We start from the raw sequence: 25,411 nt of genomic DNA on the forward strand, positions 1-25,411 counted from the left end.
CCACGACGGCTCGGGCCTGTCGCTGACCGCCGGCGACACCGTCGTCGAGCTCACCGACTTCCGCATCGACCCGGGCGAGTCCAAGCTCTACGGCACCGTCACCGCCAACGGCGAGGTCGCCGCCGAAGACGCGTACCTGTTCAACCTCTACGGCGGCAGCCTGAAGCCCCTGCAGATGGAGGGCTCGAACGCCGTCCTCGAGGGCACCACGGTGCACATCAGCCCCGACGCCGCCGCGCTGCTGAACCAGACCTTCAACACCGACGCCGTCCAGGACGAGATGCTCGTCGGCGTCGCGAAGATCACCGTCGCGACCGAGTAGTCGGCGNGCCGCCGCGCTGCTGAACCAGACCTTCAACACCGACGCCGTCCAGGACGAGATGCTCGTCGGCGTCGCGAAGATCACCGTCGCGACCGAGTAGTCGGCGCCGCTGCGGCGGCACCACCCGATCACGACGACAGGGGCCCCGGCCCCGTGCCGGGACCCCTGTTCCCGGTGGAACCCCACCCCGCCAGCCCTCACCAGGCCGGCAGGGTGGGGTTTTCCCGTACCCGCCCGCGACCGGCCGCCCCGGTTCGTGACCGACATCGCCGCCGCCGGTGACGCCGTCGAGGGCGTCCCGTTCGACNCGCCGGAGGCCAGGAGGAGGTCGGTGTAGTCGGCGTCGCCGGTCGTCAGACGGGTCATCACGACGACAGGGGCCCCGGCCCCGTGCCGGGACCCCTGTTCCCGGTGGAACCCCACCCCGCCAGCCCTCACCAGGCCGGCAGGGTGGGGTTTTCCCGTACCCGCCCCGGGCCGACCGCCCGAGGTCGGCCGGCCGGGCTGGACCGTCACCTCCCCTGCCCCCAGCAGGCGCACACCTGGCGCGCCCTGATCTCCCCGCCGGGCAGCGTAGGTTCGACCCCATGAGCGCACTGGATCCGATCGACCTGACCACCCTCCGCGGCGACACCACGACCTTCGGCGCGTACAGCGACAAGGTGGTGCTGGTCGTCAACGTCGCCTCGCGGTGCGGGCTGGCCCCCCAGTACGAGAAGCTTGAGGAGCTGCAGAGGACGTACGGCGAGCGCGGCTTCACGGTGCTGGGGTTCCCGAGCAATCAGTTCCTGCAGGAGCTCGGGTCGTCCGAGGCGATCGACGAGTACTGCTCGGCGACCTGGGGCGTCACGTTCCCGATGATGGAGAAGATCCGCGTCAACGGCCGCCACGAGCACCCGCTGTACACCGAGCTGAAGAAGGCCGTCGACGCCGACGGCAAGGGCGGCAAGGTGAAGTGGAACTTCGAGAAGTTCGTCATCACCCCCGGAGGCGCGGTGCACCGCTTCCGCCCGACCACCGAGCCCGACGCCCCCGAGATCGTGTCGCTGATCGAGGCGTCGCTCCCGGCCTAGGCGCACCGCCTGGGCAGTGCCCCTAGGCCACGGGTCGCTGCCCGAGCAGATCCAGGGCGAGGTAGCCGGCGTAGCCGCCGGGCGTCCGCCCCACGCTCCGACCCGAGGTCAGCACCTCGCCGGCGTCGGAGGCGGTGACGACGGCACCGCTGTCTCTCAGCCGCTGCACGAGCACGACGTCCTCGTGCAGGTCGAGCGGATCGAAGCCCCCGGCCCGCCGGTAGGCGATCGCGTGCATGCCGAGGTTGGCGCCGTGCACGTGCCCGTTCGGACGCCCCGGGGTGTGGCGGGCCGTCCAGGCGGCGATCCGCTCGGCGTCGAGGTCGGCGAAGTCGGGGCGCACCGTGCCGACCATGACGTCGGCGCCGTCGTCGGCGAGCTCGACCTGCACGGTCAGCCACCGCGGGGGCACGGCCGAGTCGGCGTCGGTGTTGGCGATCCACACCGAGCTCCCGTCGACGCCGAGCTGCGCGAGATGTCGCATGGCCTCGTCGACCCCGGCGGCGCGGGCCATGCCCACGGCCCGGCCGGCCGTCTCGATCACGACGACGTCGGGGGCCCGCCGGGCGCGATCGGCGGTGTCGTCGGTGCAGGCGTCGGCGACGACGACGGTGACGACCCGCACCTCCGGGGCGATGCCCTTCAGCTGCTCACGTGCGACCGCGATCGAGGCGAGGCACCGCTCGATCAGATCGGACTCGTCGCGCGCGGGGACGACCACGGCCACCCCGAGGAGGCGCGGCGCGGTCACCGCAGACCCGTCCGGGCCGCCACGGATCGCCCGTCGCGCGACCGCACGTCGACCACGAAGTCGGCCTCGTCGTGGTGCGCGACGGCGTGCAGTCCCGGTCGGCGGACGAGTGCGGCGTGCACGTCGTCGCCGCTCTGCCGGAAGTCGTCGGCGCCGTGCCGCCAGTGGCACGCGACGACGACGCCGGTGGGCGTCAGCACCCGCTCGACGTCGTCGAGGAGCCGCTCGAACTGCTCGGGGTCGAGGTAGTAGCCCACCTCGCTGATCAGCACGAGGTCGTAGGGGCCGGCGTCAGGCAGCCCCCGCGTCACGTCGGCCTGCTCGACCCGCACGTGCGGACGACCGGCCACCCGGGCGCGGGCCTGCTCGACGGCGACGAGCGACACGTCGAGGGCGAGCACCGACGAGGCGCGCTCGGCGAGCTCGGCCGTCACGACGCCGATCGAGCAGCCGATCTCGAGCACCGCGCCGAGCCGTTCGTCGGGCAGCGACCCGAGCGTGATCGCCCGCTTGCGTCGTTCGTACCAGCGCGTCGTGACGCCCCACGGGTCGGCCTGCCGGGCATGCGTCGCGTCGAAGCGGCTGCCCGGCACCGCGCCCGCGTCGGCGCCCGCGTCGGCATTCCGCCCGTCGGGCGCGTGGCCGGCCGCGCCGTCGGGCGCATGGTCGGACGCGCCGCCGGCCGCGCCGTCAGGCGCCCGGGGCGTCGACCGCACGAAGACCTCGGCGTCGCGACGGAAGTGCGCGACGAAGTCGGGGCGCAGCACGGCCTCGTCGCCCGGCTCGGACGACAGGGGTCGCAGCTGCGAGGCGTGACGGTCGAGCGCCCGGGCCGCGGCCTCGCGGGCGGCGGGGTCGAGCTCGACCCGCACGAGGTCGTCCCACGGCACGTCGGGGTGCTCGGGATCGCCCCAGTGCCAGAGCCAGACCGGGTACTCGAACAGCGCGGGGCCGCCCTCGGCCGCCCCGGCCGCCTCGTCCGCCACCGCCTCCGCCACGAGCTCCGCCGCGATCTCGCCGAGCACCCGGTGGTCGCGGTGCCCGTCGCCGCGCCACGGCGCGAGCACGACGGAGGGGTGGAGCCCGCGGATGATCGAGGCGAGACGGGTGCGGATGTCGGCCCGCGCCTCCTGCAGGGCTCCGTCGGCGACGTCGAGCAGCACGAGGTCGATGCCGGCGCCGAGCTCGTCGAGGGCCGCGCGCGCCTCGGCGGCCCGTTCGTGACGGAGCGCCTCGGCGGTCGTCGTGCGCGAGTCGGGGTGCGAGCCCGCCCCGTCGCTGACGACCACGACCGTGACCGACCGGCCCGCGCGCACCGCGAGCGCGATGAGTCCGCCCGCACCGAGCGTCTCGTCGTCGGCGTGCGCCGAGAGCACGAGCAGGGGCCCGTCGCCGAGGAGGCGCGGGTCGCCCGGCAGCGCCGCCAGCCGGCCGTCGTCGACCCAGGCCGCGACGGAGCCGGCGGGGTCGCGCGCGTCGAACCTCACCACGGGGCGACGGCGCTCTCGCGCAGCTGACGCCCGAGCGACGCGTCGTCCCTCTCGGCGTGGTGCTGCCGCAGGTAGAGGCCGAGGTCGGCGACGCGCTTGGCGTGCGCGTCGTCGGAGACGAGGGGCGCGGGGCCCAGAGCGCGGCCGACCCGGGTCAGGACGTCGTCGGCGGCATGGGCGACCGTGGTGCGCACGCGCTTCGCGAGGAGCCGGCCCTCGTCGCCGGTCGCGGCGCCCGAGTCGACGAGGGTCGCGGCCTCGGCCAGAGCACGTCGGGCGTCCGAGAGCCGCTCGTCGACGGCGCCGAGCGCGGCGGCGGAGAACGGTTCGGGGTCGCGGCGGACCACGGAGCGGTGCAGCTCGCGGGCGACGCCCACGGCCCCGCCGTACCAGCAGGCCGCGACGGCGATGCCGCCCCACGAGAAGCCCGGACGCTCGAGGTACCAGCCGGGCTCGCCGACCGGCGTGGCCTCGACCGCGTCGAAGCGCACGGGACCCGACGGGATCTCGACGAGACCCCGCGCGTGCCAGGCCCCCTCGGCCACCTCGACCCCCGGCTGGCGCAGGTCGACGGCGAAGAGCCGGCGCTCGTCGCCCGCCCAGGCGGTGACGAGGGCCGAGTCGAGAACGCCGGCGAGCGAGCACCAGCCCTTCTCGCCCGAGAGCGCCCACCTGTCGCCGACGGGCAGCGCCTCGAGCCGGGCCCCGGGCAGCTCGGCGGCGAAGACGCCCCAGCTGACTCCCGCCGAGGAGGCGCGGGTCGTCCCGGGCAGCTGGCCTGCGTCGACCGCCTGGCTCAGGATCGCGATCGCGTCGAGATGCGGTTCGACGGCGCGCGCGGCGCCCAGGTCGTGGGCGGCGAGGGTCGCGAGGGCGCGCCACAGGTCGGCGGTGCGACCGGCCCCGGGGACGGGCGCCGCGCCTCCGTCGCCGTCGGTCAGCGACACGGCGAGCCGCAGGGCGCCGGGGACGTCGGAGGGGAGGTGGTCGGTGATCAGTCGGGTGAGCGTTCCCGGTTCGCCGGGGACGGAGAGCTGCATGGTCCGAACATATCCGCTGCCGCCGACACCGGTCCGATCAGCGGAACGAGGCCGCCACGCCGTTGCGGTGGTAGTCGAACACGATGCTCGTGCGGGTCGAGGCGACGCTCGGCTGCGCGGACAGATGGTCGACGACGAACGTGCGGATCTCGCTCGAGTCGGACACCGCGATGTGCACGATGAAGTCGTCCTGCCCGCCGAGGAAGAACACCTGCAGCACCTCGGGCAGGCTCCGCACGGCCTCCGAGAACGCCGTGATGGCCGCCTGCCGCGAACCGGGCCGCAGGGTGACGCCGACGATCGCCTGCAGCGGCCGGCCGATGCGGCGCTGGTCGACGCTCGTGAGGAACCCGGTGATGACCCCGCGGTCGATCAGCGAGCGCAGACGCGTGTGGGCCGTCGACGGAGCCACGCCGACGGCCGCGGCGAGCGCCGCGTTCGAGAGGCGCCCGTCGGTGACGAGCACGTCGAGCAGGCGCCGGTCGACCTCGTCGAGATCGGCAGGAGGCGCGGCAACGGGTCGAAGATCGTTCGGTTCGGACACGGGAAACACCTCTCAGAAGGGCGCGACAGGTCGATCGCCCGATCTTCGCAGAATTCTCTTCGGCGGAAACACGGATGAAACGAATCGACGTCAGCATCGTCTCAACGATCGACGACGACCGGCCCGCGGGCCCCGACACGACAGGAGACGCCATGCGCGTCGGAGTCCCCACCGAGATCAAGAACAACGAGAACCGCGTGGCCGTCACCCCGGCCGGGGTCGACGCCCTCGTGCGACGCGGCCACGAGGTGCTGATCGAGAGCGGCGCCGGCGTGGGATCGCGCATCCTCGACGCCGACTACCTCGCCGCCGGGGCGACGATCGTCGAGACGGCCGCCGAGGTCTGGTCGCGGGCCGACCTGCTGCTGAAGGTGAAGGAGCCGATCGCGAGCGAGCACCCGCTGCTCCGCGAGGGGCAGGTGCTCTTCACGTACCTGCACCTCGCGGCCGACCGGGAGCTGACGGAGGCGCTGGTCGCCTCCCGGACGACCGCCCTCGCCTACGAGACGGTCCAGCTGCCCGACCGGTCGCTGCCGCTCCTCCAGCCGATGAGCGAGGTGGCCGGCCGGCTCTCGATCACGGTCGGCGCCTACCAGCTGATGCGCGCCTCCGGGGGGCGCGGCACCCTGCTCGGGGGTGTGCCCGGGACCCCGAGGGCGAAGGTCGTCGTGATCGGCGGAGGCGTCGCCGGCGAGCACGCCGCCGCGAACGCGCTGGGCCTCGGCGCGGACGTCACCGTGATCGACCTGTCGCTGCCCCGGCTGCGCGCCCTCGAGGTCCGCTTCGACGGGCGGGTGCAGACCCGGCCCTCGACGCCGCTCGAGATCGCCGCCCAGGTGCGCGAGGCGGACCTCGTCATCGGATCGGTGCTGATCCCGGGCGCGGCGGCGCCGAAGCTCGTGACCGACGAGATGGTCGCGACCATGAAGTCGGGGGCGGTGCTCGTCGACATCGCCATCGACCAGGGCGGATGCTTCGAGGGCTCGCGGCCGACGACGCACGACGACCCGACCTTCGCGGTGCACGACGCGATCTACTACTGCGTGGCGAACATGCCGGGCGCGGTCCCCGAGACCTCGACCCGCGCCCTGACCAACGCGACCCTGCCCTACGTCGTCGCCCTGGCCGAGCGGGGCTGGCGCGCCGCGACGGCGGCCGATCCGGCCCTGGCCGCCGGGGTCAACGTGCACTCCGGCGTCGTGACCAACGCGGGCGTCGCCGCCGCGCTCGGCATGCCGCTCGGGGCGGTGGCCCCGGCGGCGCCCTAGGCGATCGCGACGACGCGCCGGGCCGGTTGCGTCGGCACGATCGACCTGCCTACACTCGCCTCGGATCGAACACGCGTTCGAACGGAAGGCGGGCCATGAACATCTCCACGACGCGGTCGACGGTCGCTCTCTGGTTCGACGACGGGCTGCCCGCGCGACTCGTGCACGACGGTGTGCGGTGGCGCGTCAGCGACACCCCGACCCCGCTCGTCGACGAGCCGACGATGGTGCACGAGCTCATCACGCACCCGCCGCAGCGCTTCTACGGCTGGCGGTTCCAGGCGACGGCGTCGGACGGCACGACCCACATGTTCGAGGTCGTCCGCGACGCCGCCGGTCACTGGCTGCTCGGCCGCCTCTACGACTGAGCGCGCCTCCGTCCGGGTCGCGGCCGGTCTCGGCCGGCAGCGCCCACGTCTCCGGCCGGGCGGCGCCCGGTCTCCGGCCCGGCCGCGCCCGGGTCGAGCGGTGAGGCCGTCCGCCGGGGCTCAGTACCCGGAGCCGGCTGCGGAGTCGGCGCCCTCGACGAGAGCGCGCGTGCCCGAGACGCCGAGACGCGTGGCACCGGCGGCCACGTAGCGACGGGCGTCGTCGATGGTGCGCACGCCGCCCGAGGCCTTGACCCCGAGACGCCCGCCCACGGTCTGCGCCATGAGCCGCACGGCGTGCTCGGTCGCACCGCCGGTCGGGTGGAACCCGGTGCTGGTCTTGACGAAGTCTGCCCCGGCGCGCTCGGCCGCCTGGCAGACGGCGACGATCTCGTCGTCGCTGAGGGCAGCCGACTCGATGATCACCTTGAGCACGGTCGGGCTCGGCACGGCGCCGCGGACGATCGCGATGTCCTCCTCGACGCTGATGAAGTCGCCGGCCTTCGCGGCACCGACGTCGATGACCATGTCGACCTCGTGCGCGCCCGACGCGACGGCCTCGAGGGCCTCGGACGCCTTGACGGCCGAGGTGTGCTTGCCGCTGGGGAACCCGGCGACGACGGCGATCTTCAGCTCGGAACCCTCGGGCAGCACCAGCGGCAGCATCGACGGCGAGACGCAGACGGAGTAGGCGCCGAGCTCGACGGCCTCCGCGATCAGGGCGTCGACGTCGGCGTGCGTCGCCTCGGGCTTCAACAGGGTGTGGTCGACCAGGCGGACGATGTCGGCGGCCTGCAGTGTCTCGGTCATGGGGGTCCTTCCGGGGCGATCGAGCCCGATCGGCTCGTCGTCCATCATCGACCGTCGCAGCGCGACGACGAAACCGGCGGCCCGCTCAGGCCGGGCGACCGCCCTCTCGGCGCTTCTCGACCTCGGTCTCGAGGGCCCGCAGACGGGCCTGCTGCTCGTGGAACTCGATCTCGCGGTCGAGGGCGGCGAGCTGCTCCTCGGTGCTGAGGGCGCGGGAGGCGGGGGCGACCGTCTGCGTGCGCGGGCCGCCGAATCCGAGCCGTTCGCGCCTCCTCGGATCCCCGAACGTCACGTTCTCCGTCGGTGCCGAGCGTTCGCGCCCGACGGCGAACCACAGGATGCTGCCGATCAGCGGCAGGAGCACCACGAGCAGCACCCAGACGAGCTTCGGCAGGTGCTGCACCTGACCGTCCTGCCTCGTGATGATGTCCACCAGAGCGACGAGCACCAGGGCGAAGAGGAGGCCGGAGACGAGGACGTACATGGGGTGATCATATTCAGGGAACTCCTACCTGCACCACCACCGGTTTGCAGGGTTTTCTGGATCAGATCGGACGAATCTGGCCCGCGGAGCCGCAGGAGTGGTTGAGTCGGTGATTGCCCGACCCCGTGGCAGCAACCGCGCCGACCCGGCGCACACGAAGAAAGCAGTCATCATGCTCGGTCTGATCATCAGCCTCATCGTCATCGGCCTCATCGCCGGTGCAGTCGCCCGCCTCGTCGTCCCCGGCAAGCAGAACATCTCGATCCCCATGACCATCCTCCTGGGCATCATCGGATCGTTCGTCGGTGGATTCCTCGCCTACCTCATCTTCCCCGGCCAGAACCCCGACGGCTTCTTCCAGACCTCGGGCATCATCGGCTCGATCATCGGCGCCATCATCGTCCTGGTCATCTACCTCAAGGTCACCGGCCGCAAGGGTGCTCGCAACTAGTCGACACCGCACGGCCGGACGGGCCGCCCTCCATCGCGGAGGGCGGCCCGTTCTCTCGTTCTCGGCGGGGGTCGGTGCGCGGGGCGGAGTTCGCCCGGGCGGCGCTAGGGCGTCGTGACGACGTCCTCGACGGTGTCGACGGTGTCGACGGTGTCGACGGTGTCGACGGTGCCGCTGCGCCTGCCCGCGCCGTTGCCGTTGTTGTTGCCCGGGCCCGAGTTGGGGTTCGATCCGCTGTTGCCGGGGCCGGTCACCGAACCCGTGCCGATGTCGGTGCCGGGCACGGTGACCTCGGGGATCGGGTTCTCGTCCGGCTCGTTCTCGTCCGGCTCGTTCTCGTCGGGCTCGTCCTCGTTCTCGTCAGCGGGCGTGCTGGGGCTCGCGGGCGCGGGTGCCGTCTCGGACGGCTGCGCGGGCTCGGGCTCGTCGGAGGGCGCCGACTGCTCGGGCTGCGGCGCGGTCGTCTCGCTGGGCGTCGTCCCGTCGGGCGTCGTCTCACCCGACGGCTCGTCGCTCGGAGCGGTGCTCGCGGGCGAGCTGGTCTCGGCGGGTGCGCCGTCGCCGCCGGACCCCTGCGACACGCCCCACACGACGGCCCCGGCGATGAGAGCCAGCACCGCCACGATGATCACGGGCAGGACCCATCTCGGTCGACCCGAAGAGGCGCGGTCCCGGTCGCCGAGACCGCCTCCGATCCCCGTCCCGCCGGCTCCCGAGCCGGCCGCGACCCCGCCGCCGGTCGCAGCCGACCCCACGCCGACCGCCGGGGCGAAGCGCTCGGTCGGGGCGTCGGAGCCCGGGGCGTCGGTCGAGTACGACGAGGTGGGGGCGTTCGCCCCGTAGGCGGCCGTGGGGGCGTCGCCGCCGGAGGCCGCGGCCGTGCCGTACGCCGCGGTCGGAGCATCCGAGCCGTACGCGGCCGTCGGGGCGTCGGTCGCCCCCGCGGCGGCCGCCGCGCCCGCACCCGCGGCGCCCGCACCTGCGGCCGCAGCAGCAGCGGCCGCAGCAGCAGGCACCACCATCGTGCGATCACGGGGCGAGAGCGGCTCGGTCGGGTCGGGGACGGCGGCCAGGTCGGCGGTGCCGCCACCGCGGGATGCCGAGGCGAGCCGCGACGCGCGGCGTGAGACCTCGAGCGCGGTCGGGCGCGCCTCCGGGTCCCTCGCGGTCATCGAGGTCAGCAGCGACGCCCAGCCCGTCTCGAGCGACGACGGCACGATCGGGTCGTTGTGCAGGCGCGCCATGACCGACTCGATCGCCGAGCCCGTGAAGACCCGCGACCCCGTCAGGGCCTCGAGCGCCACGAGACCGAGCGAGTAGACGTCCGAGGGCGGTTCGATCGGCTTGCCGAGCGCCTGCTCGGGGCTGATGAACGCGGCGGTGCCCATCACGGTGCCGGTGGCGGTCAGCCGGGTCGAGTCGACGAGGTAGGCGATCCCGAAGTCGGCGAGCTTCGCCCGGTACCGCCCCTCGCCGCCGGGAACCGGTGCGAGCAGGATGTTCGCGGGCTTCACGTCGCGGTGGACGACGCCGCCCTCGTGGGCGACGTGCAGGGCCTCGCCGAGGTCGGCCAGCATGGCGGCCGCGGTGGCCGGGGCCAGCGGGCCGTCCGAGATGAGAGACTGCAGGGTCGGACCGTCGACGAACTCCATGACGAGGTACGCGCGGTCGGCGTCGTCGACGCGGGCGTCGAACAGCGTGACGATCGCGGGGTGGGCGAGCCCGGCGAGCACCTGGACCTCGCTGGTCTCGCGCCGCAGCTCGGCGGCGTCCGCGCCGGTGGGCGCGAAGAGCTTGATCGCGACCACGCGGCCGAGCAGCGTGTCGCGGGCGCGGTAGACGCTGGCCATGCCGCCGCGGCCGAGCACGGACTCGATCTCGTAGCGACCGTCGAGCACCATGCCTGCGGTGAGGTCCGGGGTGTCCATGTCGCCTCCTGTCCGGGTCGTGTGGGCAACGTCCCCACCCTATGCGGACGCTGCACCCGGAGGACCGCCCGGGCCGACCCCTACGGCGTGACCATGCCCCCGTTGACGTTGAGGGTCTCGCCCGCCACGAAGCTCGACTCGGCGCTCGCCAGGAACACGTAGGCCGGGGCCTGCTCGGCGGGCTGCGCCGCGCGGCCCATCGGCGACTCGCTCGAGCCGAACTCGGGCAGCGTCTCGGGGTCGACGCCACGGGTGACCTGCAGCGCGGTCCAGGTGGGCCCGGGGGCGACGACGTTGACGCGGATGCCCTTCGAGACGAGCTGCTGGGCGAGGCCCTTCGAGAAGTTGTTGATGGCGCCCTTGGTGGTCGCGTAGTCGAGGCGGTCGGGGGCGGGGCTGTACGCCTCGAGCGACGCCGTGTTGATGATCGTCGAGCCGGGGCCGAGATGCGGCAGGGCGGCCTTGATGATCCAGAACGGCGCGTAGACGTTGGTCTTGAAGGTGAGGTCGAACTGCTCGTCGGTGATCCGGTCGATCCCCTCCTGCCAGATCTGGCGACCGGCCACGTTCACGATGGCGTCGAGCCCGCCCAGGCCGGCCACCGCCTCCTCGACCAGCGTCCGGCAGAAGGAGGCGCTGGTGAGGTCCCCGGGGATCGCCACGGCCTTCCGACCGGCCGCCTCGACGACCTCGATCACGTGACGGGCGTCCTCCTCCTCGGCGGGGAGGTACGTGAGGGCGATGTCGGCGCCCTCGCGGGCGTAGGCGATCGCGACGGCCGCGCCGATGCCGGAGTCGGCGCCGGTGATGAGGGCGCGTCGGCCGGTCAGGCGGCCCGTTCCCCGGTAGGTGCTCTCGCCCAGGTCGGGGACCGGCGTCATCCTCGACTGGAGGCCCGGCTCGGGCTGCTGCTGCACCTCGGGGCTGATGACGGGGAATCGCGTGCGGGGGTCGTCGAAGGTGTACTGATCGCGGGTCATCCACCCGTCGTACGCCGAGGGCCTGAGCGTGCGGTGCGGGCGTCCCCCGCCGTCCGGGATCCGCAGGGGACGGCACCGAGGAGGCGCGGGTACCCTGGTGCGGTGACCCTCAGCCCGTGCTCCCCGACCTCGGCCCCCACCCGGGCTCGACGTCGAGACACGGCGGCGTTCCCCAACCGACTGGTGCTCACCAAGCGCACATGCGGCACGAACGGCTGGATGAGCCTGTGGGGCACCAACGCGCACGGTGAGATCGCCGGATGCCCGCCCCCAGCCGCGGTCTGACCCGCCCCCTCGCCCTCCGTCCCGTCGTCGCGCCCTCCGCGCGGCGGCCGAGGGCCGCGCTCCGGCGCGCGGGGAGCCGGCGGGTCGACGCCCTGTCGCACACCTCACCCGAAAGACGCTCATGAGCCACGCCGCGCCCCACTCGCCCACCCCCTCGTCTCCGACGCCGCCGCCTCCGGCCCGCGCGTCCCGTGCCCGTCACGCCGCGCGCCGGGTCGCCGACGTCGTCACCCAGGACACCGTCGCCGGCGTCCTCCTCCTGACCGCCACCGTGCTCGCCATCGTCGCCGCGAACACGCCTCTCGTCGACTGGTACGAGAGCGTCCGCGACACCCGCATCGGGCCCGCCGCCCTGCATCTCGACCTGACGATCGGCACCTGGGCGGCCGACGGCCTGCTCGCCGTCTTCTTCTTCGTCGTCGGTCTCGAGCTCAAGCAGGAGTTCGTCTCGGGCAGCCTGCGGAACCCGCGCCTCGCCGCCGTGCCGGTCGCGGCGGCCGTGGGCGGCGTCGCGCTGCCCGCGGTGCTCTACACGGTGCTGAACCTCGGGGCCGGCGACGACGCGCTGCGCGGCTGGGCGATCCCGACGGCCACGGACATCGCCTTCGCGGTCGCGGTCATCGCCGTGGTCGGCAAGTTCCTGCCGCCGGCCCTCCGCACGTTCCTGCTCACCCTCGCCGTCGTCGACGACCTCCTGGCGATCAGCATCATCGCGATCTTCTACACCGACGACATCGCCTTCCTGCCGCTCGCCCTCGCCCTCGTGCCGTTGGCGATCTTCGGGTTCCTGGCGCAGCGGGGCGTCCGCGCCTGGTACCTGCTGATCCCGCTCGCGATCATCACCTGGGCCCTCGTGCACGAGTCGGGCATCCACGCGACGGTCGCCGGCGTGCTGCTCGGATTCTCGGTGCCCGTCGTCGCGAGCGCCCGGGCGCGTGTCGCCTCGGGCTTCGACGACGAGGGCCGCGCGCTCTTCTCGGGCATGACCCACCACTTCGCCCACCGGGTGAGCCCGTTCTCGATGGGCGTCGCCGTGCCGGTCTTCGCCTTCTTCTCGGCCGGTGTGACGGTGGGGGGCTTCTCGGGTCTCGTCGACTCGCTGACGGACTCGGTCGCCTACGGCATCGTGCTCGCTCTGGTGCTGGGCAAGTCGATCGGCATCACGGTCACCACCTTCGTCGTGACGCGCCTCCCGGGTCTGCGGCTGCACGAGACCGTCCGCTGGCCCGACCTCGTGGGGCTGTCGTTCGTGGCCGGGATCGGCTTCACCGTCTCGCTGCTGATCGGCGAGCTGTCGTTCGGTCTCGGCAGCGAGGCGGACGACCACGTGAAGGTCGGCGTACTCGTCGGATCGCTCGTCTCGGCGGTCATCGGGGCGACGATCCTCAGCGTCAGGAACCGCGCCTACCGGCGGGATGTCCATGAAGCGAACTCGATCGGAACATAGTTAGGCGCTCTAGCGATCTGCGTGACAGCATGCTCATGCATCGACTTCACGGGCGATGCGGACAGGCCACCGGCCTCGTCATCCAGCACGACGGCAGCGCAGGGCTGCCAGGAACGAGCATCGTCATGAGCATCATCCGACCCACCGCCACGCGAGTCCGCAGCCCCTTCTCGGAGGTCCGCGACAACGACCGTCAGGCCACGCTGTTCGTGATCGCCACGTCGGCGGTCGCCGCGAGCATCACCGCGACGGCCGCCCTCCTCGTCACGCTGGGCTTCGGCGCATGAGCGCCGCCGACCTGCGTCACGTCGAGCTCGCGCCGACCGAGGCCCTCGACCTCTCCGAGCTGTTCGCCGGCCGCGGCGACGACGCCGGACTCGCAGCCTGATCGTGCGCCCCTCCTTCTCGGCCCGCATCCTGGCCTCCTCCGACGAGATCGATCACGTGTCGTACTTCGACACCGGGATCGACGACGACGATCTGGACTGAACCGGAGCGGTGATCCTGAGCCGCGCCTCCTGAACCACCTGCTCCACCCGCCTCGTCGACCGTCACCCGGTCGGGACGGCATGATCCGTACCAGCGGCCCACGACGTGGGACGCCGACGAGGATCACCGACCACGGGCCTCCCCTCGCCGGGAGGCCCGTCGTCGTTCACGGGCGGACCCCGACGGGGCCGCCGACCTAGGCTGGCCGCATGAGCATCTCCAGCGTGAAGACCGTCCAGCTGCGTCGCTACGAGCTCGTCGACGGAGTCCTCGACGACTTCGTGGAGTGGTTCGGCACGCACATCGTCCCCGCCCGCGAGGCCGAGGGCTTCGCCATCGAGTTCGCCTACGCCGACCGCGAGGCGGGCGAGTTCGTCTGGGCCGTCAGCGTGGCGGGCGACGCCGAGCGCTTCGCCGCCGTCGAGGAGGCCTACCTCGCGAGCGACTCGCGTGCGGCGGCGTTCGCCGGCCAGCCGACCCGGGTGGCCACGAGCCACGTGCGACTCGTCGAGCAGGTCGTGCCCGCCGGGGTGCGCTCCTAGCCCGCGAGCCGAGCCGACGCCGAGGAGGCGCGCCGGGCCCGACCGCGTCGCCAGCGTTAGCACGTGGCCATCCGCGAAGCGCTGCCATCATCCGATTTGCGAAAAAGTCGTGATACCCCCCAACCGGGGAGAGATCGTCTCCGAATCGTTACCCGGGTGCCTAGCAACCCCGTGTCGACCTCGCGCTGTGCGTGCCTCCGGCGGATACCCGAAACCCACCGTGATCTGGCGCTGCGCGGTGGTCGACACGTCACCGAGAACCCGAAAGCTCGGTGCCGGCCGCTCGGATCAAAGACGATCCGAGCGACTCCCGGGCTGCTGCACCCGCGTCACGTCCCCTCCCCGATGGGCCGCTCACGCGCCTCCTGTCCGTTGCCGGTGAGAACCGGTACCGGGCCGGACGAGGAGACGTATGGTCGGAAGGTCCTCGCCTGAGGCCACTCTCTCTAGGAGCCCCGTGTCCTCTGAACGCCTCGCGCCGCCCCGCGCGACCGTCATCGTCGTGCGCGACGACGACACCTCGCCCACCGGGCTCGTCTCGGCACTCGTCGGCACGCTCGACGGCGGATCCGGCCCGGCCCCGTTCGACGTGCAGATCACGGAGGCCCTGCGCCCCGGTGCGAGCCTCGACGACGGCGTGACGGCCGTGGTCCGGGCGATCCGCGCCTCCGGAGCACCCCGCTGGCTGCTCGCCGCCTCGGGATCCGACGTCCGCGTCGTCGCCGAGACCGCCGCCCGCATCCTCTCGGGTGAGGCCGGGGTCTTCGGACTCGCCGGTCTCGTCGTGAGCGAAGCCGTCCCGCCGCACCAGGCGCCCGGCGTGCCGACCCTCGTGCTCGACGACACGACGACCCCCTCGGCCGCCGTCGACGCGGTCGCCGTGTTCTGGCGGGATCGCGCCGGTCTCGGCCCCACCATGTCGAGCGACTTCGCCGAGGTCATCGCCTCGACGCGCACGAGCCCGCAGACACGGGCGCTGCTCGCACGCCGCGCCCTCGCGGACGACCCCGACCGCCGGCCCGAGGTGCTCACCGCGACGCAGCTCGACACGCTCCGCCTCGTGGCCGACCTCGTGGTCCCCCAGCGGGCACCCCGCCCCGGGGCCGCCATCGACCTCGCCGCCCGCATCGACGCCGATCAGAACCTCGGCAAGTCCGACGGGTGGCGGAACGCCGCGCTCCCGCCCGACATCGAGGCCTACCGACGCGGGCTGGACGCCCTGGCCGACCTGCACCTCCTCGGGCTCGACGAGCAACGGTCCCGCGTGCAGGCGATCATCGACGGCGACTTCGAGGCGCCCGACGGCCGCATGAGCGCCGACCAGATGCAGCTGTGGTTCGAGGACGCCCGGGTCGACCTCGTGCGGGCCTGGCTGGCCCACCCGGCCACGATGGAGCGCATCGGGTTCGACGGCTTCGCCAACGGCGGACCCGGCGGGGCGATGTTCCAGGGCTACGACCTGCTCGGCGCCGACCGGCGAGAGCAGTGGGAACCGACGATGGAGGTCGTCCGATGAACCTCGACCAGATGAGCACCTACCCGGACGACGAGATCGTCGACGCCGTCGTCATCGGCACGGGCGCCGGAGGTGCACCGATCCTCAGCACGCTGGCCGCCCGGGGTCTGCGGGTCGTCGCCCTCGAGGCCGGCGAGAACTTCGATCCCGAGCGCTTCACCCAGGACGAGACCGAGGCCGTCGCCATCAACTGGATGGACGAACGGCTCAGCAGCGGCGAGAACCCGACGGCGTTCGGTCTGAACAACAGCGGCAAGGGCGTCGGCGGATCGACCCTGCACTGGGGCGCCTTCACACCCCGACCCGACGAGCGCGACCTGCGGCTGAGGTCGCTGACCGGTCAGGGCGTCGACTGGCCGATCGAGCACGCCGAGCTGATCGAGTACATCGAGCGCGTCGAGGCCTTCGTCGGGATCGCCGGGCCCGCCGACTACCCGTGGGATCCCTCGCGTCGGTACACGCTCCCGCCGGCGCCCCGCAACGCCTCGTCGGACATGATGATCCGCGGCTGCGAGGCGCTCGGCATCACCGCCACCGACGGTCCCGTCGCCGTCACCACCGTCGATCGCGAGCAGGAGCACGCGGGCACCCGTCACGCCTGCGTCAACTGCGGCAGCTGCCACCAGGGCTGCCGCAACGGCGCCAAGGTCAGCATGGACACCACCTACCTGCCCTCCGCCGTCGCGCACGGCGCCGAGATCCGCCCCGGGTCGATGGTGCACGGCATCGAGCTCGACGAGGCGGGAGAGGTCTCGGCCGTCGTCTACACCCGCGACGGGGTCGAGCACCGTCAGCGCACGAAGGCGCTCTTCCTCTGCGCGGGCGGCGTCGAGACGCCCCGTCTGCTGCTGCACACCGGGCTCGCCAACAGCAGCGACCAGGTGGGCCGCAACTACATGGCGCACGGGGCGACCCAGGTGTGGGGGACCTTCACCGAGGAGATCCGCAGTCACCGCGGCTACCCGTCGTCGATCATCACCGAAGACACCATGCGACCCCAGGGCGTCGACTTCGTGGGCGGCTATCTCATCCAGAGCCTCGGGGTCATGCCGTTGACGCTGGCCACGACGCTCGTGCGCGGCGGCGGGCTCTGGGGCGACGAGCTTGTCGAGGCGATGGAGGGCTACCGGTACCTGGCCGGGGTCGGCATCAACGCCGAGTGCCTGCCGAGCGACGACAACCGCCTCGTGCTGTCGGACGAGCTCGACGAGTTCGGCATCCCCAAGGCGATCGTCTCGTTCACCGCGGGGCCCAACGAAGACGCCATCGACGAGCACGCCATCGCGACGATGACCGCCATCGTCGAGGCGGCCGGCGCGACCGACACGATGATCCTGGCCCGCACGGCCCACACCATCGGCACCTGCCGCATGGGCGACGACCCGGCGGACGCCGTCGTCGACGCCGACGGGCGCAGCTTCGACGTGCCCAACCTCTGGGTCTGCGACAACTCCGTGTTCCCGAGCGCCGTCGTCGCGAACCCGGCCTTGACCATCATGGCGCTGGCCCTGCGGACGGCGGAGCGGTTCCTCGCGTCCCGGGGCGAAGGCGAGGGCGAGGGCACCGATGCGGCGGCCGATGCGTCCGCAGCGGCGCGGCCCCACGGGGTCGCCGCCTGAGGCGCGCTTATCCAGAATCGGCAGGGTCTGATGCGTCGAGGCGTCGTCGACTGGACATCGTCGAACACCCGTTCGTATATTCATCGGGTGGACGAAGCCGAGACCTGGAGCGATGACGGCGTCGTCTACCGCATCCAGGTGCTCGGCAACCGCCTCACCCTCGAGATGACGGAGCCCCGTCGCAGCGACAGCGGCGACGACGGCGGCGTCACGATGGACGTCTCGCGCATGTGGCATCGCGGCCTGTCGGGCGCGGCCCGGCTCACGATCGTCAGCCGCACCGGCGCCGTCACCATCCCCTGCCCGCTGCCCGTCGCCCGGCGTCTCGTGGCCCGGTGGGCGAGCACGACCGGCGACAGCCGGGGCGACGATCGCCGCCCCATGCGCGACGAGAACCCGTAGCGACTCCTGCTCGGAGAGCTCGCGCTCCCCGCCCGACTCTCGACTCGGAAGACCGACCGCATGGCCGAACCGCTCGTGACCCCCGACGGCCGCTACATCGTGGTGCGCGGTCGGCTCTGGCGACGGGCGGACCCCTCGGTGACCGACGACCGACGGGCCGAGCTCGTCCACGAGCTGATGGAGGCGCGGCGCGCCAAGAAGACGGCACTCGGCCACGACGACGCGGACGCCGTCGAGCGCGCACGTCAGCGCGTCGACGCGGCGAAGACGTCGCTCGGCGAGCGCGGGCCGGTCTGGTGGGATGACGACGCGCCCGACGAGACCCGCCGCATGGCCGTGAACACGCGGTACGCCGACTGGTTCGCCTCGGTCTCGACGCCGTAGCGCCTGTCAGGCTGGGGGGCATGCCGTCCCTCGATGCCCTCCGCGCCTCCGTCCTGTCGACCCGAGGAGGCGCGGTGGACGACAGCATCCCCCAGCTCGCCGACGCCGACCCCGAGCTGTTCGGGGTCGCCGTGGTCCATCCCGACGGCGAGATGGCCGCCTCGGGCGACGCGGATCATCTCTTCTCGATCCAATCCGCGGTCAAGCCGTTCCTGTTCGCGCTGGCTCTGGCCGACACCGGCGGCGAGGCGCTCGACCAGGTGGGCATCGAGCCGACCGGCGAGGCCTTCGACGCCCTCAAGCTCGAGAGCCACACGGGGCGGCCGCCGAACCCCATGGTGAACGCCGGAGCCCTGCTCACCGCCAACCTCGTCGACGGGGACTCGGGCGACGCCCGCTCCCGCCGGATCACCGCCGGCCTGAGCGCCTTCGCCGGGCGAGACCTCGACGTCGACCGCGAGATCAGCGAGAGCGAGCAGCTGCACGGCGACCGCAACCACGCCCTGGCGCATCTCATGCGATCGGAGGGGACGCTCGACCAGACGGCCGACGAGGCCGTCGCCGTCTACGCCCGCGCCTGCTCCGTCATGGTCGACGCGACCGCCCTGGCCGTGATGGGCGCGACCCTCGCGTTCGGCGGACGCAACCCCGTCACCGGCGAGCAGGTCGTCTCGGTCGCGATCGCGCGGGACGTCGTGTCGGTGATGGCGACCTGCGGCGTCTACGACGGCTCGGGCCGGTGGATGCGCGCGGTGGGCGTGCCCGCGAAGTCCAGCGTCTCGGGCGCGATCGTGCTGTCCGCCCCGAACCGGCTCGGCGCGGCGATCGTGAGTCCGCCTCTCGACGAGCTCGGCACGAGCGTCCGCGGCGAGGCCCTCAGCCGGGTGCTCAGCGACGAGTACGGCCTGCACTCGTTCGGCTTCCCCGGCCGGCCGTCCCGCTCGGCGGAGGCCGAGACCGAGGTCGGGGTCGGGGTCGATCGGACCTGAGCCGGTCGGACCCGGGCCGGTCAGGCCGGGGTGAGCAGCCCGCGGTCGAGCACGTCGGCGACCGCGAGCACCTTGTAGCCCTCGCGCTCGAAGAAGACGGTCATGCGGTCGTCGTCGGTGCTCATGACCGTGCCCTCGCCCCAGGTCGCGTGCACGACGCGAGCGTCGGTGGCGAACGCGGGAGGCGCGGTGTCGGCCGGGTGCGCCTCGTCGCCTCCCGAGCGCGCCTCCTCGACCCGGTCGCTCGCGGCGCTGCAGAGATCGCAGTTTCCGCACCGCTCGGGCGAGTCCTCGCCGAAGTAGCCGAGCAGGAACCGTCGTCGGCAGCCGGTCGTCTCGGCGTAGGTGCGCATCATCTCGATGCGCGACGACGAGACCCGCTCGCGCGTCTGAGCCACCTCCCGGGCCGACGCCGCGGCGTCGGCCGCCTCGAGCCCGGCGACCGGCTCGAAGCCGTCGGCCGACTCGGTCAGCGCACCCGCCTCGAGCAGCAGATCGATGAGGCGCGACACCGTGCGGCTGCCGAGCGAGAGCTGCCCGGCGACCTCGGCCCGCGTCACCGGTCGGCCGGCGGCCGAGAGGGCCGTGAAGACGTCGCGGAGGTCGGCCCGGCCGGGCAGACCCGAGGCGAAGAACGACCGCAGCGAGAGGTCCTCGGGCCGGTAGTGCAGCGTCGCGATCGCGGGCTCGCCGTCGCGCCCGGCCCGACCGATCTCCTGGTAGTAGGCGTCGAGCGACTCGGGCACGTCGGCGTGGACCACGACGCGCACGTCGGGCTTGTCGATCCCCATGCCGAACGCGCTCGTGGCCACGACGACGTCGACCTCGCCGGCGTGGAACCGCTCGTGCAGCCGGCCCCGCTCTGCGGCGCGCTGCCCGCCGTGGTATCCGACGACGGTGCGGTCGGGGCAGCGCTCGGAGATCGCCTCCGTGTACGACTCGGTCTCGCGGTGCGTCGCCACGTAGACGATGGCGGGGATCGCGGAGTCGGCGATCTGGTCGACGACGGCGCGCACCTTCTCGTCGTCGTCCTCGTGGCGGACGACCTCGAGGGCGAGGTTCGCCCGGTCGAAGCCGCGACTGAGCACCAGAGGGTCGTCGAGTCGGAGCCGTTCGACGATCTCGTCGCGCACGGGCACCGACCCGGTCGCCGTCAGCGCCAGCACCGGCGGGCGGCCGAGACGCTCGACGATCTCGCCGAGGTGCAGGTAGTCGGGCCGGAAGTCGTGACCCCACGACGACACGCAGTGGGCCTCGTCGACGACGACGAGCGCGACGTCGGCGTCGCGCAGCCGGTCGACGGTCTCGTCGCGGGCGAGCTGCTCGGGGGCGAGGAAGAGGTAGGTGACCTCGCCCGCAGCCAGACGATCCCAGCTCGCCTCGTTCTCGGCGTCGGTGTGACCGGAGTTGATGTCGGCGGCGGGCGGGGCGTCGGGGCGGCCGATGAGACCGGCGACCTGGTCGGCCTGGAGGGCGATGAGGGGCGACACGACGACGGTCGGGCCGTCGAGCACGGCGCCGGCGACCTGGTAGATCGCGGACTTGCCGAACCCGGTCGGCATGACGGCGAGCGTGTCGCGGCCGGCGACGACCGACTCGATGGCCTCGAGCTGCGCGGGGTGGAGATCGTCCCAGCCGAAGAGATCGGCGGCGGCCCGGGTGATGCGCTCGGTCGGGGTGGTGGTCGTGGCGGCTGGTGCGGCGGCGGGGTGCGCGGTGCTCATGGTGTCCTCGGGATCTGTGTGGCAGGGATCCATTCCAGGCACGCGGGCCGGGACACGCGCACGATTCCCAGCCTCTGGTCGGCACCTCGTACCCCGTCCGTCGTCGGCGGCGGCACACTACTCCGACCCGCCCTAGGATCATCGTCGGGGGAGCTCCGGCTTCGGAGAGACGATCACACACGGGGATGGCATGACCGACGACGAACGCGACGCAGGGGACGACCGGAGCGGTGCCGAGGACGGCACGGCGGACGGGACGGCCGACGGCACCGCGAGCACCGCGAGCACGGCCGAGCACAGCGTCGACGACTGGCTCGAGGCCGCTCGGGTCGAGCCGGCGGCGGGTGCCCGACGACGCGGCGAGCGACGGGCGGAGCGTCGTGACGAGAAGCGCGGCGGGGCCGTCGTGCCCATCATCGCGGTCTCGGTCGCGGTCGCCACGGTGATCGGCGCCTCCTTCGTGATCTTCGGCGACGCCCTCGGGCTCCGCGGCGACGAGACGTCGGCCGGACCGGCCCCCGCCACGATCTCCGCCTCGGCGCGCCCGGGCGCGGGACAGGGCGGCCCCAGCAGCACGCCCACCCCGACCCCCACGCCGACGCCCTCCGGCGAGCCGACGCAGCAGGCGGCCACGGCCGCGCCGGCCGACGCCGCGCTGCCGGCGCCGTCGGTGGCGACGGTGCCCGCGGGGACGGTCGTGAGCGAGAGCGACGTCCGCTCGCCGCTCGGCAGCGTGGCGTTCCACTACCGCGTGGTGGCCGACGGGTCCGACGGCTACGACATCGAGTACTCGGGGTTCACGTCGACCCTGCCCGTGCCGGTCTCGGTCACCCTCATCGACATCGCGCCGTCGGTGGGCGACGGGATGACGTCGTACGGCGTCGGCTCGGTGCTGCTCGGGGGCCCCACGACCTCGCCCGCGTCGGGCCGGGTCGCGCTCGGCACGAGCCAGCCGTCGTACCTCGGAACGATCGTCACCTACTCGTCGGCGCCGAGCGCCGACGGGGTGCCGCTCGAGATCGGACCGGACAAGGTGCTGGCCGTGTCGTCGGTCGCCTGGAGCATCCCGCCCCGCGAGACGAACATCGCTCCGGTCGACTCGGGCCCCGCGTCGCTGGCGGCCGGGCAGGTCAGCTCGACGACGGACGCCGGCGCACCCCGCCGCTACGTCGTCGCCCCCAACGACACGATCGCCGAGGTCGCCGCCCGCTTCGACATCTCGGTGGCGGCTCTGATCTACCTCAACGCCGGGCTCCAGGTGCTGGGCGACGACCAGCGTCTGTTCGAGGGCACGACGCTGAACCTCGACCCCGCGGCGGTCTGAGCGGCGGCGTCAGTACGAGGTGACGACGGGCGAGCGGTCGAAGCGGGCGCCCTCGGGGCGGGGGCCCAGCAGCAGGAACGCGAGGAACGCGATCCAGCCGAGGAACGGCACGAGGATGACGAACGTCCAGAGCCCGCTGCGGTTGACGTCGTGCAGACGCCGCCAGGTGAGAGCCAGGGTGGGGACGGCGGTCGCCAGGTAGATGACGAACAGCACCACGTTCGGGGCGCTCGAGAGGGACTGGCCGTCGACCTCGCTCCAGTCGCCGGTCAGCACGCCCGTGACGCCCTGGATGACGAACGGCAGCAGGAACTGGACGAGCCCCACCCACCAGTACTCGGCGCGGCCTGCGCGGCCCGAGAACGTCGCGTACTTGAGGACGAAACGGCGCATGGCCTCGACGAAGGGCGCCCGGTAGTGGGGCAGGTGGAGGGGCGGGCGGTGTCGCCCTTCGGGTTCGCGGGGGCTGGAGGCCAGGGTCACCGTCTCATCGTAGAGCCGCGGGCGACGGACCCCGGCTCCGGCCGACGAGCCCGACTCCGCCGCAGCGTGGATCCCGCCCGGTCCCCGGAGGCCCCCGCACCCTAGGCTGAGCGGAACGACCGCGAACCGAGGGGAACCGCGCATGACCAACGACAACAATCCGAACCAGCCGAACCAGCCCAACCAGCCGAGTTACGGCGGTCAGCCGGGCTACCCGGGCCAGGGAGGCGCGCAGCAGTCGTACGGATCGGCTCCGCAGTCGTACGACCCCGGTCCGAACCAGAACGCCGACGGCTCGAAGCCGCCGTCGAAGGCCATGGCCATCACCGGTTTCGTGCTGTCGTTCTTCGGACTGCTCGCGATCGTCGGCCTCGTGCTCAACATCATCTCGTACAAGCGCTTCGGTCGTGCGGGTCAGCCCCGCGGGCTCTCGCTGGCCGGCATCATCATCTCGATCGTCGTGATCATCATCACGATCGTCGGTATCATCGTCTTCGCCGTGTCGATCACCGCGGTGATCTCCGCCTGCGCCGATCTCGGACCGGGCACCCACGTCGTCGACGGCATCACGTACACCTGCGGCTAGGCCTCACCGGCACCGCAGCACCAGCACCACGAGCACCAGCCCGACGGGCCGGCGCCGCACCCCGGGTCATCGGCCCGGCGGGCGGAGCCGGCCCGTCGTCGCGTCGGGACTCCGGAGCCGGTGCGCGCGCCGGCTCCGGACGGGGCCTCGTTCGATCTCGAGAGACCCGGGTCGCGCTCTGCAGTGAGGTTAGGCTAACCTAAGCGACCGTGAGCCCCCATCCCCCGACCGGCACGACGGCCGCCCCCGCCCTCCGGGCCGACGGCGTCTCGATCGCCTACGACGGCGTCGACGTCGTCCACGACGCGCTGCTCGAGCTCCGGCCCGGATGCGTCACCGCGCTGATCGGACCCAACGGCAGCGGGAAGTCGACCCTCCTGCGGACCCTCGCGCGCCTCCAGCAGGCCCGGACGGGCTCCCTCTCGCTCGGCGACGGCGACGGCTCCGGCACGACCACCGGCGCATCCCGCGCCGACACCCGCGACTCCGAGACCGACGCCCTCGCGCTCTCGCCCCGCGACTTCGCGCGCCGCGTCGCCATGCTCACGCAGGGCCGCCCCACGCCGAGCGGCCTCACCGTGCGCGACGTCGTCGAGTTCGGCCGCCACCCGCACCGCGGCCGCTGGGGCCGGGGCGACGCTGACGGCTCCGTCGCGGTCGACCGCGCCCTCGATCTGACGGGCGTCGCGCAGCTCGCGGGGCGCGGCGTCGACCAGCTCTCCGGCGGCCAGCTGCAGCGGGTCTGGCTCGCCAGCTGCCTCGCGCAGGACACCGGCGTGCTGCTGCTCGACGAGCCGACCACCTACCTCGACCTCCGCTACCAGGTCGAGCTGCTCGACCTCGTGCGCGAGCTCGCCGACGACCGGCGCATCGCCGTCGGCGTCGTGCTCCACGACCTCGACCAGGCGGCCGCCCTCGCGGATCGCATCGTCGTGCTCAGCGAGGGTCGCATCGTCGCCGAGGGCGAGCCGTCGGCCGTGCTGACACCGCGCCTCCTGAGCGACGTCTGGGGCATCCGCATCGACGTCGACACCGACCCCACGACCGGCCACCTGCGCACCCGCGCGATCGGCCGGCACCACACCAGAACCGAGAGGCTCCACCCGTGAACACCAGACGACGACTCCTGACGGCCGCGGCCGTCGCCGCCGCCGCAGCCCTCACCCTCGCCGGGTGCGGCACCACCGAGGCCACCGACGCCGAGGGCGAGGGCTCCGGCTCGACCTCCGCCTCGAGCGGCCCCATCAGCCTCACCGACGCCACCGGAGCCGAGATCACCCTCGACGGCCCGGCCACGAAGGTCGTCGGCACCGAGTGGAACGTCGTCGAGGACCTCGTCGCCCTCGGCGTCGACCCGGTCGGCGTGGCCGACGTCGCGGGCTACCAGGCCTGGGGCGCGTCCGTGCCGCTGACCAACGACCCGGCCGACATCGGCACGCGGGGCGAGCCGAGCCTCGACACCGTCGCCTCGCTGACCCCCGACCTGATCGTCGCGACCACCGACCTGCCGGCCGACGCCGTCACGCAGCTGCGCGAGATCGCCCCCGTGCTGCAGATCACCTCGGCCGACGCCTCGCGTCAGATCGAGAACGCGACCGACAACCTCGACCTCATCGCGAAGGCGACGGGCACCGAGGACCAGGCGACCGAGGTCAAGCAGGCCTTCGACGACGCCCTGGCCGACGGCAGGCAGGCCATCGCCGACGCCGGGCTCGAGGGCACCGACGTCGCCTTCGCCGACGGCTACGTCGACGCCGGCCAGGTGGGCATCCGCCCCTACGCCGCCGGCTCGCTCGTCGGCGACGTCACCGAGGAGCTCGGTCTCACCAACGCCTGGACCGTCGAGGGCGATCCCGCCTACGGCCTCGCTGCGACCGACGTCGAGGGCCTCACGCAGCTGCCCGACGACACGCGGTTCCTCTACATCACGAACGAGGTCGACGGCGACGACCCGTTCGCCGACGTGCTCGGCGACAACGCCGTGTGGAAGTCGCTGCCCTTCGTCGAGTCGGGCGACGTGGACCGTCTGCCCGACGGCATCTGGATGTTCGGCGGACCGGCCGCGATGACGGCCTACGTCGACGCCGTCGTCTCGACCCTGACCGACTGACC

Annotated in this window: 27 protein-coding genes and 1 pseudogene; 18 read left to right on the plus strand and 10 right to left on the minus strand. The window is 73.0% G+C overall.

The genetic code is table 11. The features are described 5' to 3' along the window. Both ASF17_RS15750 and ASF17_RS09190 read left to right on the plus strand, forming a co-directional pair. Positions 1–322 (plus strand): annotated as a pseudogene (locus ASF17_RS15750) (hypothetical protein); the annotation flags it as partial. A 587-nt stretch (positions 323–909) separates the two neighbouring features. Then, positions 910–1,395, plus strand: a complete 486-nt coding sequence (locus ASF17_RS09190) for a glutathione peroxidase (protein ID WP_055798645.1) — start codon at positions 910–912, stop codon at positions 1,393–1,395. 22 nt (positions 1,396–1,417) lie between these two features. On the opposite strand, the gene ASF17_RS09195 is transcribed toward ASF17_RS09190, so the two are convergent. From ASF17_RS09195 to ASF17_RS09210, 4 genes are read right to left on the minus strand one after another with little or no spacing between them, the layout of a single operon-like run. Continuing rightward, positions 1,418–2,146 (minus strand): glycosyltransferase, encoded by a 729-nt coding sequence (locus tag ASF17_RS09195; RefSeq protein WP_055798648.1) that lies wholly within the window; start codon positions 2,144–2,146, stop codon positions 1,418–1,420. Then, positions 2,143–3,636 carry a PIG-L family deacetylase gene (locus ASF17_RS09200; protein ID WP_055798653.1) on the minus strand — a complete coding sequence of 498 codons (1,494 nt, stop codon included), beginning with the start codon at positions 3,634–3,636 and terminating at the stop codon, positions 2,143–2,145. The genes ASF17_RS09195 and ASF17_RS09200 overlap by 4 nt, the downstream gene beginning before the upstream one ends. Continuing rightward, positions 3,630–4,676, minus strand: a complete 1,047-nt coding sequence (locus tag ASF17_RS09205) for an acyl-CoA dehydrogenase (protein WP_055798655.1) — start codon at positions 4,674–4,676, stop codon at positions 3,630–3,632. Before ASF17_RS09205 ends, ASF17_RS09200 begins: the two co-directional genes overlap by 7 nt. A 37-nt stretch (positions 4,677–4,713) precedes the next feature. Then, positions 4,714–5,220, minus strand: a complete 507-nt coding sequence (locus tag ASF17_RS09210; RefSeq protein ID WP_055798658.1) for an Lrp/AsnC family transcriptional regulator — start codon at positions 5,218–5,220, stop codon at positions 4,714–4,716. A 152-nt stretch (positions 5,221–5,372) separates the two neighbouring features. On the opposite strand from ASF17_RS09210, the gene ald reads away from it, so the two are divergent. Both ald and ASF17_RS09220 read left to right on the plus strand, forming a co-directional pair. Next, entirely contained in the window at positions 5,373–6,488 is a 1,116-nt protein-coding gene (gene ald / locus ASF17_RS09215) for an alanine dehydrogenase (RefSeq protein ID WP_055800570.1), read from the plus strand. A 95-nt stretch (positions 6,489–6,583) separates the two neighbouring features. Next, entirely contained in the window at positions 6,584–6,856 is a 273-nt protein-coding gene (locus tag ASF17_RS09220; RefSeq protein WP_055798662.1) for a hypothetical protein, read from the plus strand. A gap of 120 nt (positions 6,857–6,976) precedes the next feature. On the opposite strand, the gene deoC is transcribed toward ASF17_RS09220, so the two are convergent. Together deoC and ASF17_RS09230 are read right to left on the minus strand one after the other, a co-directional pair. After that, positions 6,977–7,666: a deoxyribose-phosphate aldolase gene (gene deoC / locus ASF17_RS09225; RefSeq protein WP_055800573.1), complete on the minus strand. Its 690-nt coding sequence runs from the start codon at positions 7,664–7,666 to the stop codon at positions 6,977–6,979. Positions 7,667–7,751: 85 nt separating this feature from the next. Further along, positions 7,752–8,150: a PLDc N-terminal domain-containing protein gene (locus ASF17_RS09230; protein WP_055798665.1), complete on the minus strand. Its 399-nt coding sequence runs from the start codon at positions 8,148–8,150 to the stop codon at positions 7,752–7,754. Positions 8,151–8,322: 172 nt separating this feature from the next. Between ASF17_RS09230 and ASF17_RS09235 the strand changes: the two genes are divergently transcribed. Then, on the plus strand, positions 8,323–8,601 hold the full coding sequence (locus ASF17_RS09235) for a GlsB/YeaQ/YmgE family stress response membrane protein (protein WP_055798668.1): 279 nt from the start codon (positions 8,323–8,325) through the stop codon (positions 8,599–8,601). A gap of 104 nt (positions 8,602–8,705) precedes the next feature. On the opposite strand, the gene ASF17_RS09240 is transcribed toward ASF17_RS09235, so the two are convergent. Together ASF17_RS09240 and ASF17_RS09245 are read right to left on the minus strand one after the other, a co-directional pair. Continuing rightward, on the minus strand, positions 8,706–10,529 hold the full coding sequence (locus tag ASF17_RS09240) for a serine/threonine protein kinase (RefSeq protein WP_055798671.1): 1,824 nt from the start codon (positions 10,527–10,529) through the stop codon (positions 8,706–8,708). 80 nt (positions 10,530–10,609) lie between these two features. Continuing rightward, entirely contained in the window at positions 10,610–11,509 is a 900-nt protein-coding gene (locus ASF17_RS09245) for an SDR family oxidoreductase (protein ID WP_055798675.1), read from the minus strand. A gap of 102 nt (positions 11,510–11,611) precedes the next feature. On the opposite strand from ASF17_RS09245, the gene ASF17_RS15280 reads away from it, so the two are divergent. The 9 genes from ASF17_RS15280 to glsA all read left to right on the plus strand — a co-directional run bounded on the left by ASF17_RS15280 (position 11,612) and on the right by glsA (position 19,182). Continuing rightward, the gene (locus tag ASF17_RS15280) at positions 11,612–11,794 is read left to right on the plus strand and encodes a hypothetical protein (RefSeq protein WP_156357373.1); all 183 of its coding nucleotides are present in this window, start codon (positions 11,612–11,614) and stop codon (positions 11,792–11,794) included. Positions 11,795–11,915: 121 nt separating this feature from the next. Further along, the gene (gene nhaA, locus ASF17_RS09250; protein WP_055798678.1) at positions 11,916–13,241 is read left to right on the plus strand and encodes a Na+/H+ antiporter NhaA; all 1,326 of its coding nucleotides are present in this window, start codon (positions 11,916–11,918) and stop codon (positions 13,239–13,241) included. Between the two features lie 125 nt (positions 13,242–13,366). Further along, entirely contained in the window at positions 13,367–13,528 is a 162-nt protein-coding gene (locus ASF17_RS15545; RefSeq protein WP_156357374.1) for a hypothetical protein, read from the plus strand. Between the two features lie 411 nt (positions 13,529–13,939). After that, positions 13,940–14,272, plus strand: a complete 333-nt coding sequence (locus ASF17_RS09255; protein ID WP_235476513.1) for a hypothetical protein — start codon at positions 13,940–13,942, stop codon at positions 14,270–14,272. A 457-nt stretch (positions 14,273–14,729) separates the two neighbouring features. Further along, positions 14,730–15,788 carry a hypothetical protein gene (locus ASF17_RS09260; RefSeq protein WP_055798681.1) on the plus strand — a complete coding sequence of 353 codons (1,059 nt, stop codon included), beginning with the start codon at positions 14,730–14,732 and terminating at the stop codon, positions 15,786–15,788. A gap of 11 nt (positions 15,789–15,799) precedes the next feature. Then, positions 15,800–17,407, plus strand: coding sequence for a GMC family oxidoreductase (locus tag ASF17_RS09265; protein WP_235476514.1), 1,608 nt, complete (start codon positions 15,800–15,802; stop codon positions 17,405–17,407). Between the two features lie 87 nt (positions 17,408–17,494). Next, positions 17,495–17,809, plus strand: a complete 315-nt coding sequence (locus tag ASF17_RS09270; protein ID WP_055798685.1) for a hypothetical protein — start codon at positions 17,495–17,497, stop codon at positions 17,807–17,809. A 60-nt stretch (positions 17,810–17,869) separates the two neighbouring features. Then, positions 17,870–18,193: a hypothetical protein gene (locus ASF17_RS09275; protein ID WP_200913469.1), complete on the plus strand. Its 324-nt coding sequence runs from the start codon at positions 17,870–17,872 to the stop codon at positions 18,191–18,193. 20 nt (positions 18,194–18,213) lie between these two features. After that, positions 18,214–19,182: a glutaminase A gene (gene glsA / locus ASF17_RS09280; RefSeq protein ID WP_082475237.1), complete on the plus strand. Its 969-nt coding sequence runs from the start codon at positions 18,214–18,216 to the stop codon at positions 19,180–19,182. A gap of 20 nt (positions 19,183–19,202) precedes the next feature. Here the strand turns inward: glsA and ASF17_RS09285 are convergent, their stop codons facing one another. Further along, complete coding sequence (locus ASF17_RS09285) at positions 19,203–20,906, minus strand: RecQ family ATP-dependent DNA helicase (protein ID WP_055798688.1); 1,704 nt, start codon at positions 20,904–20,906, stop codon at positions 19,203–19,205. 190 nt (positions 20,907–21,096) lie between these two features. Between ASF17_RS09285 and ASF17_RS09290 the strand changes: the two genes are divergently transcribed. Then, positions 21,097–22,230: a LysM peptidoglycan-binding domain-containing protein gene (locus ASF17_RS09290; RefSeq protein ID WP_055798691.1), complete on the plus strand. Its 1,134-nt coding sequence runs from the start codon at positions 21,097–21,099 to the stop codon at positions 22,228–22,230. A 9-nt stretch (positions 22,231–22,239) separates the two neighbouring features. On the opposite strand, the gene ASF17_RS09295 is transcribed toward ASF17_RS09290, so the two are convergent. Next, the gene (locus ASF17_RS09295; RefSeq protein ID WP_235476515.1) at positions 22,240–22,713 is read right to left on the minus strand and encodes a DUF805 domain-containing protein; all 474 of its coding nucleotides are present in this window, start codon (positions 22,711–22,713) and stop codon (positions 22,240–22,242) included. A 142-nt stretch (positions 22,714–22,855) separates the two neighbouring features. Here ASF17_RS09295 and ASF17_RS09300 point away from each other — a divergent pair, with 142 nt between their 5' ends. The 3 genes from ASF17_RS09300 (at position 22,856) to ASF17_RS09310 (ending at position 25,409) form a co-directional block, all read left to right on the plus strand. Then, positions 22,856–23,299, plus strand: coding sequence for a hypothetical protein (locus ASF17_RS09300; protein WP_055798695.1), 444 nt, complete (start codon positions 22,856–22,858; stop codon positions 23,297–23,299). Between the two features lie 209 nt (positions 23,300–23,508). After that, positions 23,509–24,408, plus strand: coding sequence for an ABC transporter ATP-binding protein (locus tag ASF17_RS09305; RefSeq protein ID WP_055798698.1), 900 nt, complete (start codon positions 23,509–23,511; stop codon positions 24,406–24,408). Continuing rightward, the gene (locus ASF17_RS09310) at positions 24,405–25,409 is read left to right on the plus strand and encodes an iron-siderophore ABC transporter substrate-binding protein (RefSeq protein ID WP_055798701.1); all 1,005 of its coding nucleotides are present in this window, start codon (positions 24,405–24,407) and stop codon (positions 25,407–25,409) included. The genes ASF17_RS09305 and ASF17_RS09310 overlap by 4 nt, the downstream gene beginning before the upstream one ends. Positions 25,410–25,411 lie beyond the last annotated feature (2 nt).

The organism is Frigoribacterium sp. Leaf263, assembly GCF_001422285.1.
In the GTDB taxonomy this organism is placed as follows: domain Bacteria; phylum Actinomycetota; class Actinomycetes; order Actinomycetales; family Microbacteriaceae; genus Frigoribacterium.

Bases quoted from the DNA above. Each gene is read 5' to 3' on its own strand.
- ASF17_RS09205 (WP_055798655.1), bottom strand. From the start codon at position 4,676: ATGCAGCTCTCCGTCCCCGGCGAACCGGGAACGCTCACCCGACTGATC.
- ASF17_RS09285 (WP_055798688.1), bottom strand. From the start codon at position 20,906: ATGAGCACCGCGCACCCCGCCGCCGCACCAGCCGCCACGACCACCACC.
- ald (WP_055800570.1), top strand. From the start codon at position 5,373: ATGCGCGTCGGAGTCCCCACCGAGATCAAGAACAACGAGAACCGCGTG.
- ASF17_RS09240 (WP_055798671.1), bottom strand. From the start codon at position 10,529: ATGGACACCCCGGACCTCACCGCAGGCATGGTGCTCGACGGTCGCTAC.
- ASF17_RS09275 (WP_200913469.1), top strand. From the start codon at position 17,870: ATGGCCGAACCGCTCGTGACCCCCGACGGCCGCTACATCGTGGTGCGC.
- ASF17_RS09245 (WP_055798675.1), bottom strand. From the start codon at position 11,509: ATGACCCGCGATCAGTACACCTTCGACGACCCCCGCACGCGATTCCCC.
- ASF17_RS09235 (WP_055798668.1), top strand. From the start codon at position 8,323: ATGCTCGGTCTGATCATCAGCCTCATCGTCATCGGCCTCATCGCCGGT.
- ASF17_RS09265 (WP_235476514.1), top strand. From the start codon at position 15,800: ATGAGCACCTACCCGGACGACGAGATCGTCGACGCCGTCGTCATCGGC.
- ASF17_RS09190 (WP_055798645.1), top strand. From the start codon at position 910: ATGAGCGCACTGGATCCGATCGACCTGACCACCCTCCGCGGCGACACC.
- ASF17_RS09230 (WP_055798665.1), bottom strand. From the start codon at position 8,150: ATGTACGTCCTCGTCTCCGGCCTCCTCTTCGCCCTGGTGCTCGTCGCT.
- ASF17_RS09255 (WP_235476513.1), top strand. From the start codon at position 13,940: ATGAGCATCTCCAGCGTGAAGACCGTCCAGCTGCGTCGCTACGAGCTC.
- glsA (WP_082475237.1), top strand. From the start codon at position 18,214: ATGCCGTCCCTCGATGCCCTCCGCGCCTCCGTCCTGTCGACCCGAGGA.
- ASF17_RS15545 (WP_156357374.1), top strand. From the start codon at position 13,367: ATGAGCATCATCCGACCCACCGCCACGCGAGTCCGCAGCCCCTTCTCG.
- ASF17_RS09220 (WP_055798662.1), top strand. From the start codon at position 6,584: ATGAACATCTCCACGACGCGGTCGACGGTCGCTCTCTGGTTCGACGAC.
- ASF17_RS09300 (WP_055798695.1), top strand. From the start codon at position 22,856: ATGACCAACGACAACAATCCGAACCAGCCGAACCAGCCCAACCAGCCG.
- ASF17_RS09290 (WP_055798691.1), top strand. From the start codon at position 21,097: ATGACCGACGACGAACGCGACGCAGGGGACGACCGGAGCGGTGCCGAG.
- deoC (WP_055800573.1), bottom strand. From the start codon at position 7,666: ATGACCGAGACACTGCAGGCCGCCGACATCGTCCGCCTGGTCGACCAC.
- nhaA (WP_055798678.1), top strand. From the start codon at position 11,916: ATGAGCCACGCCGCGCCCCACTCGCCCACCCCCTCGTCTCCGACGCCG.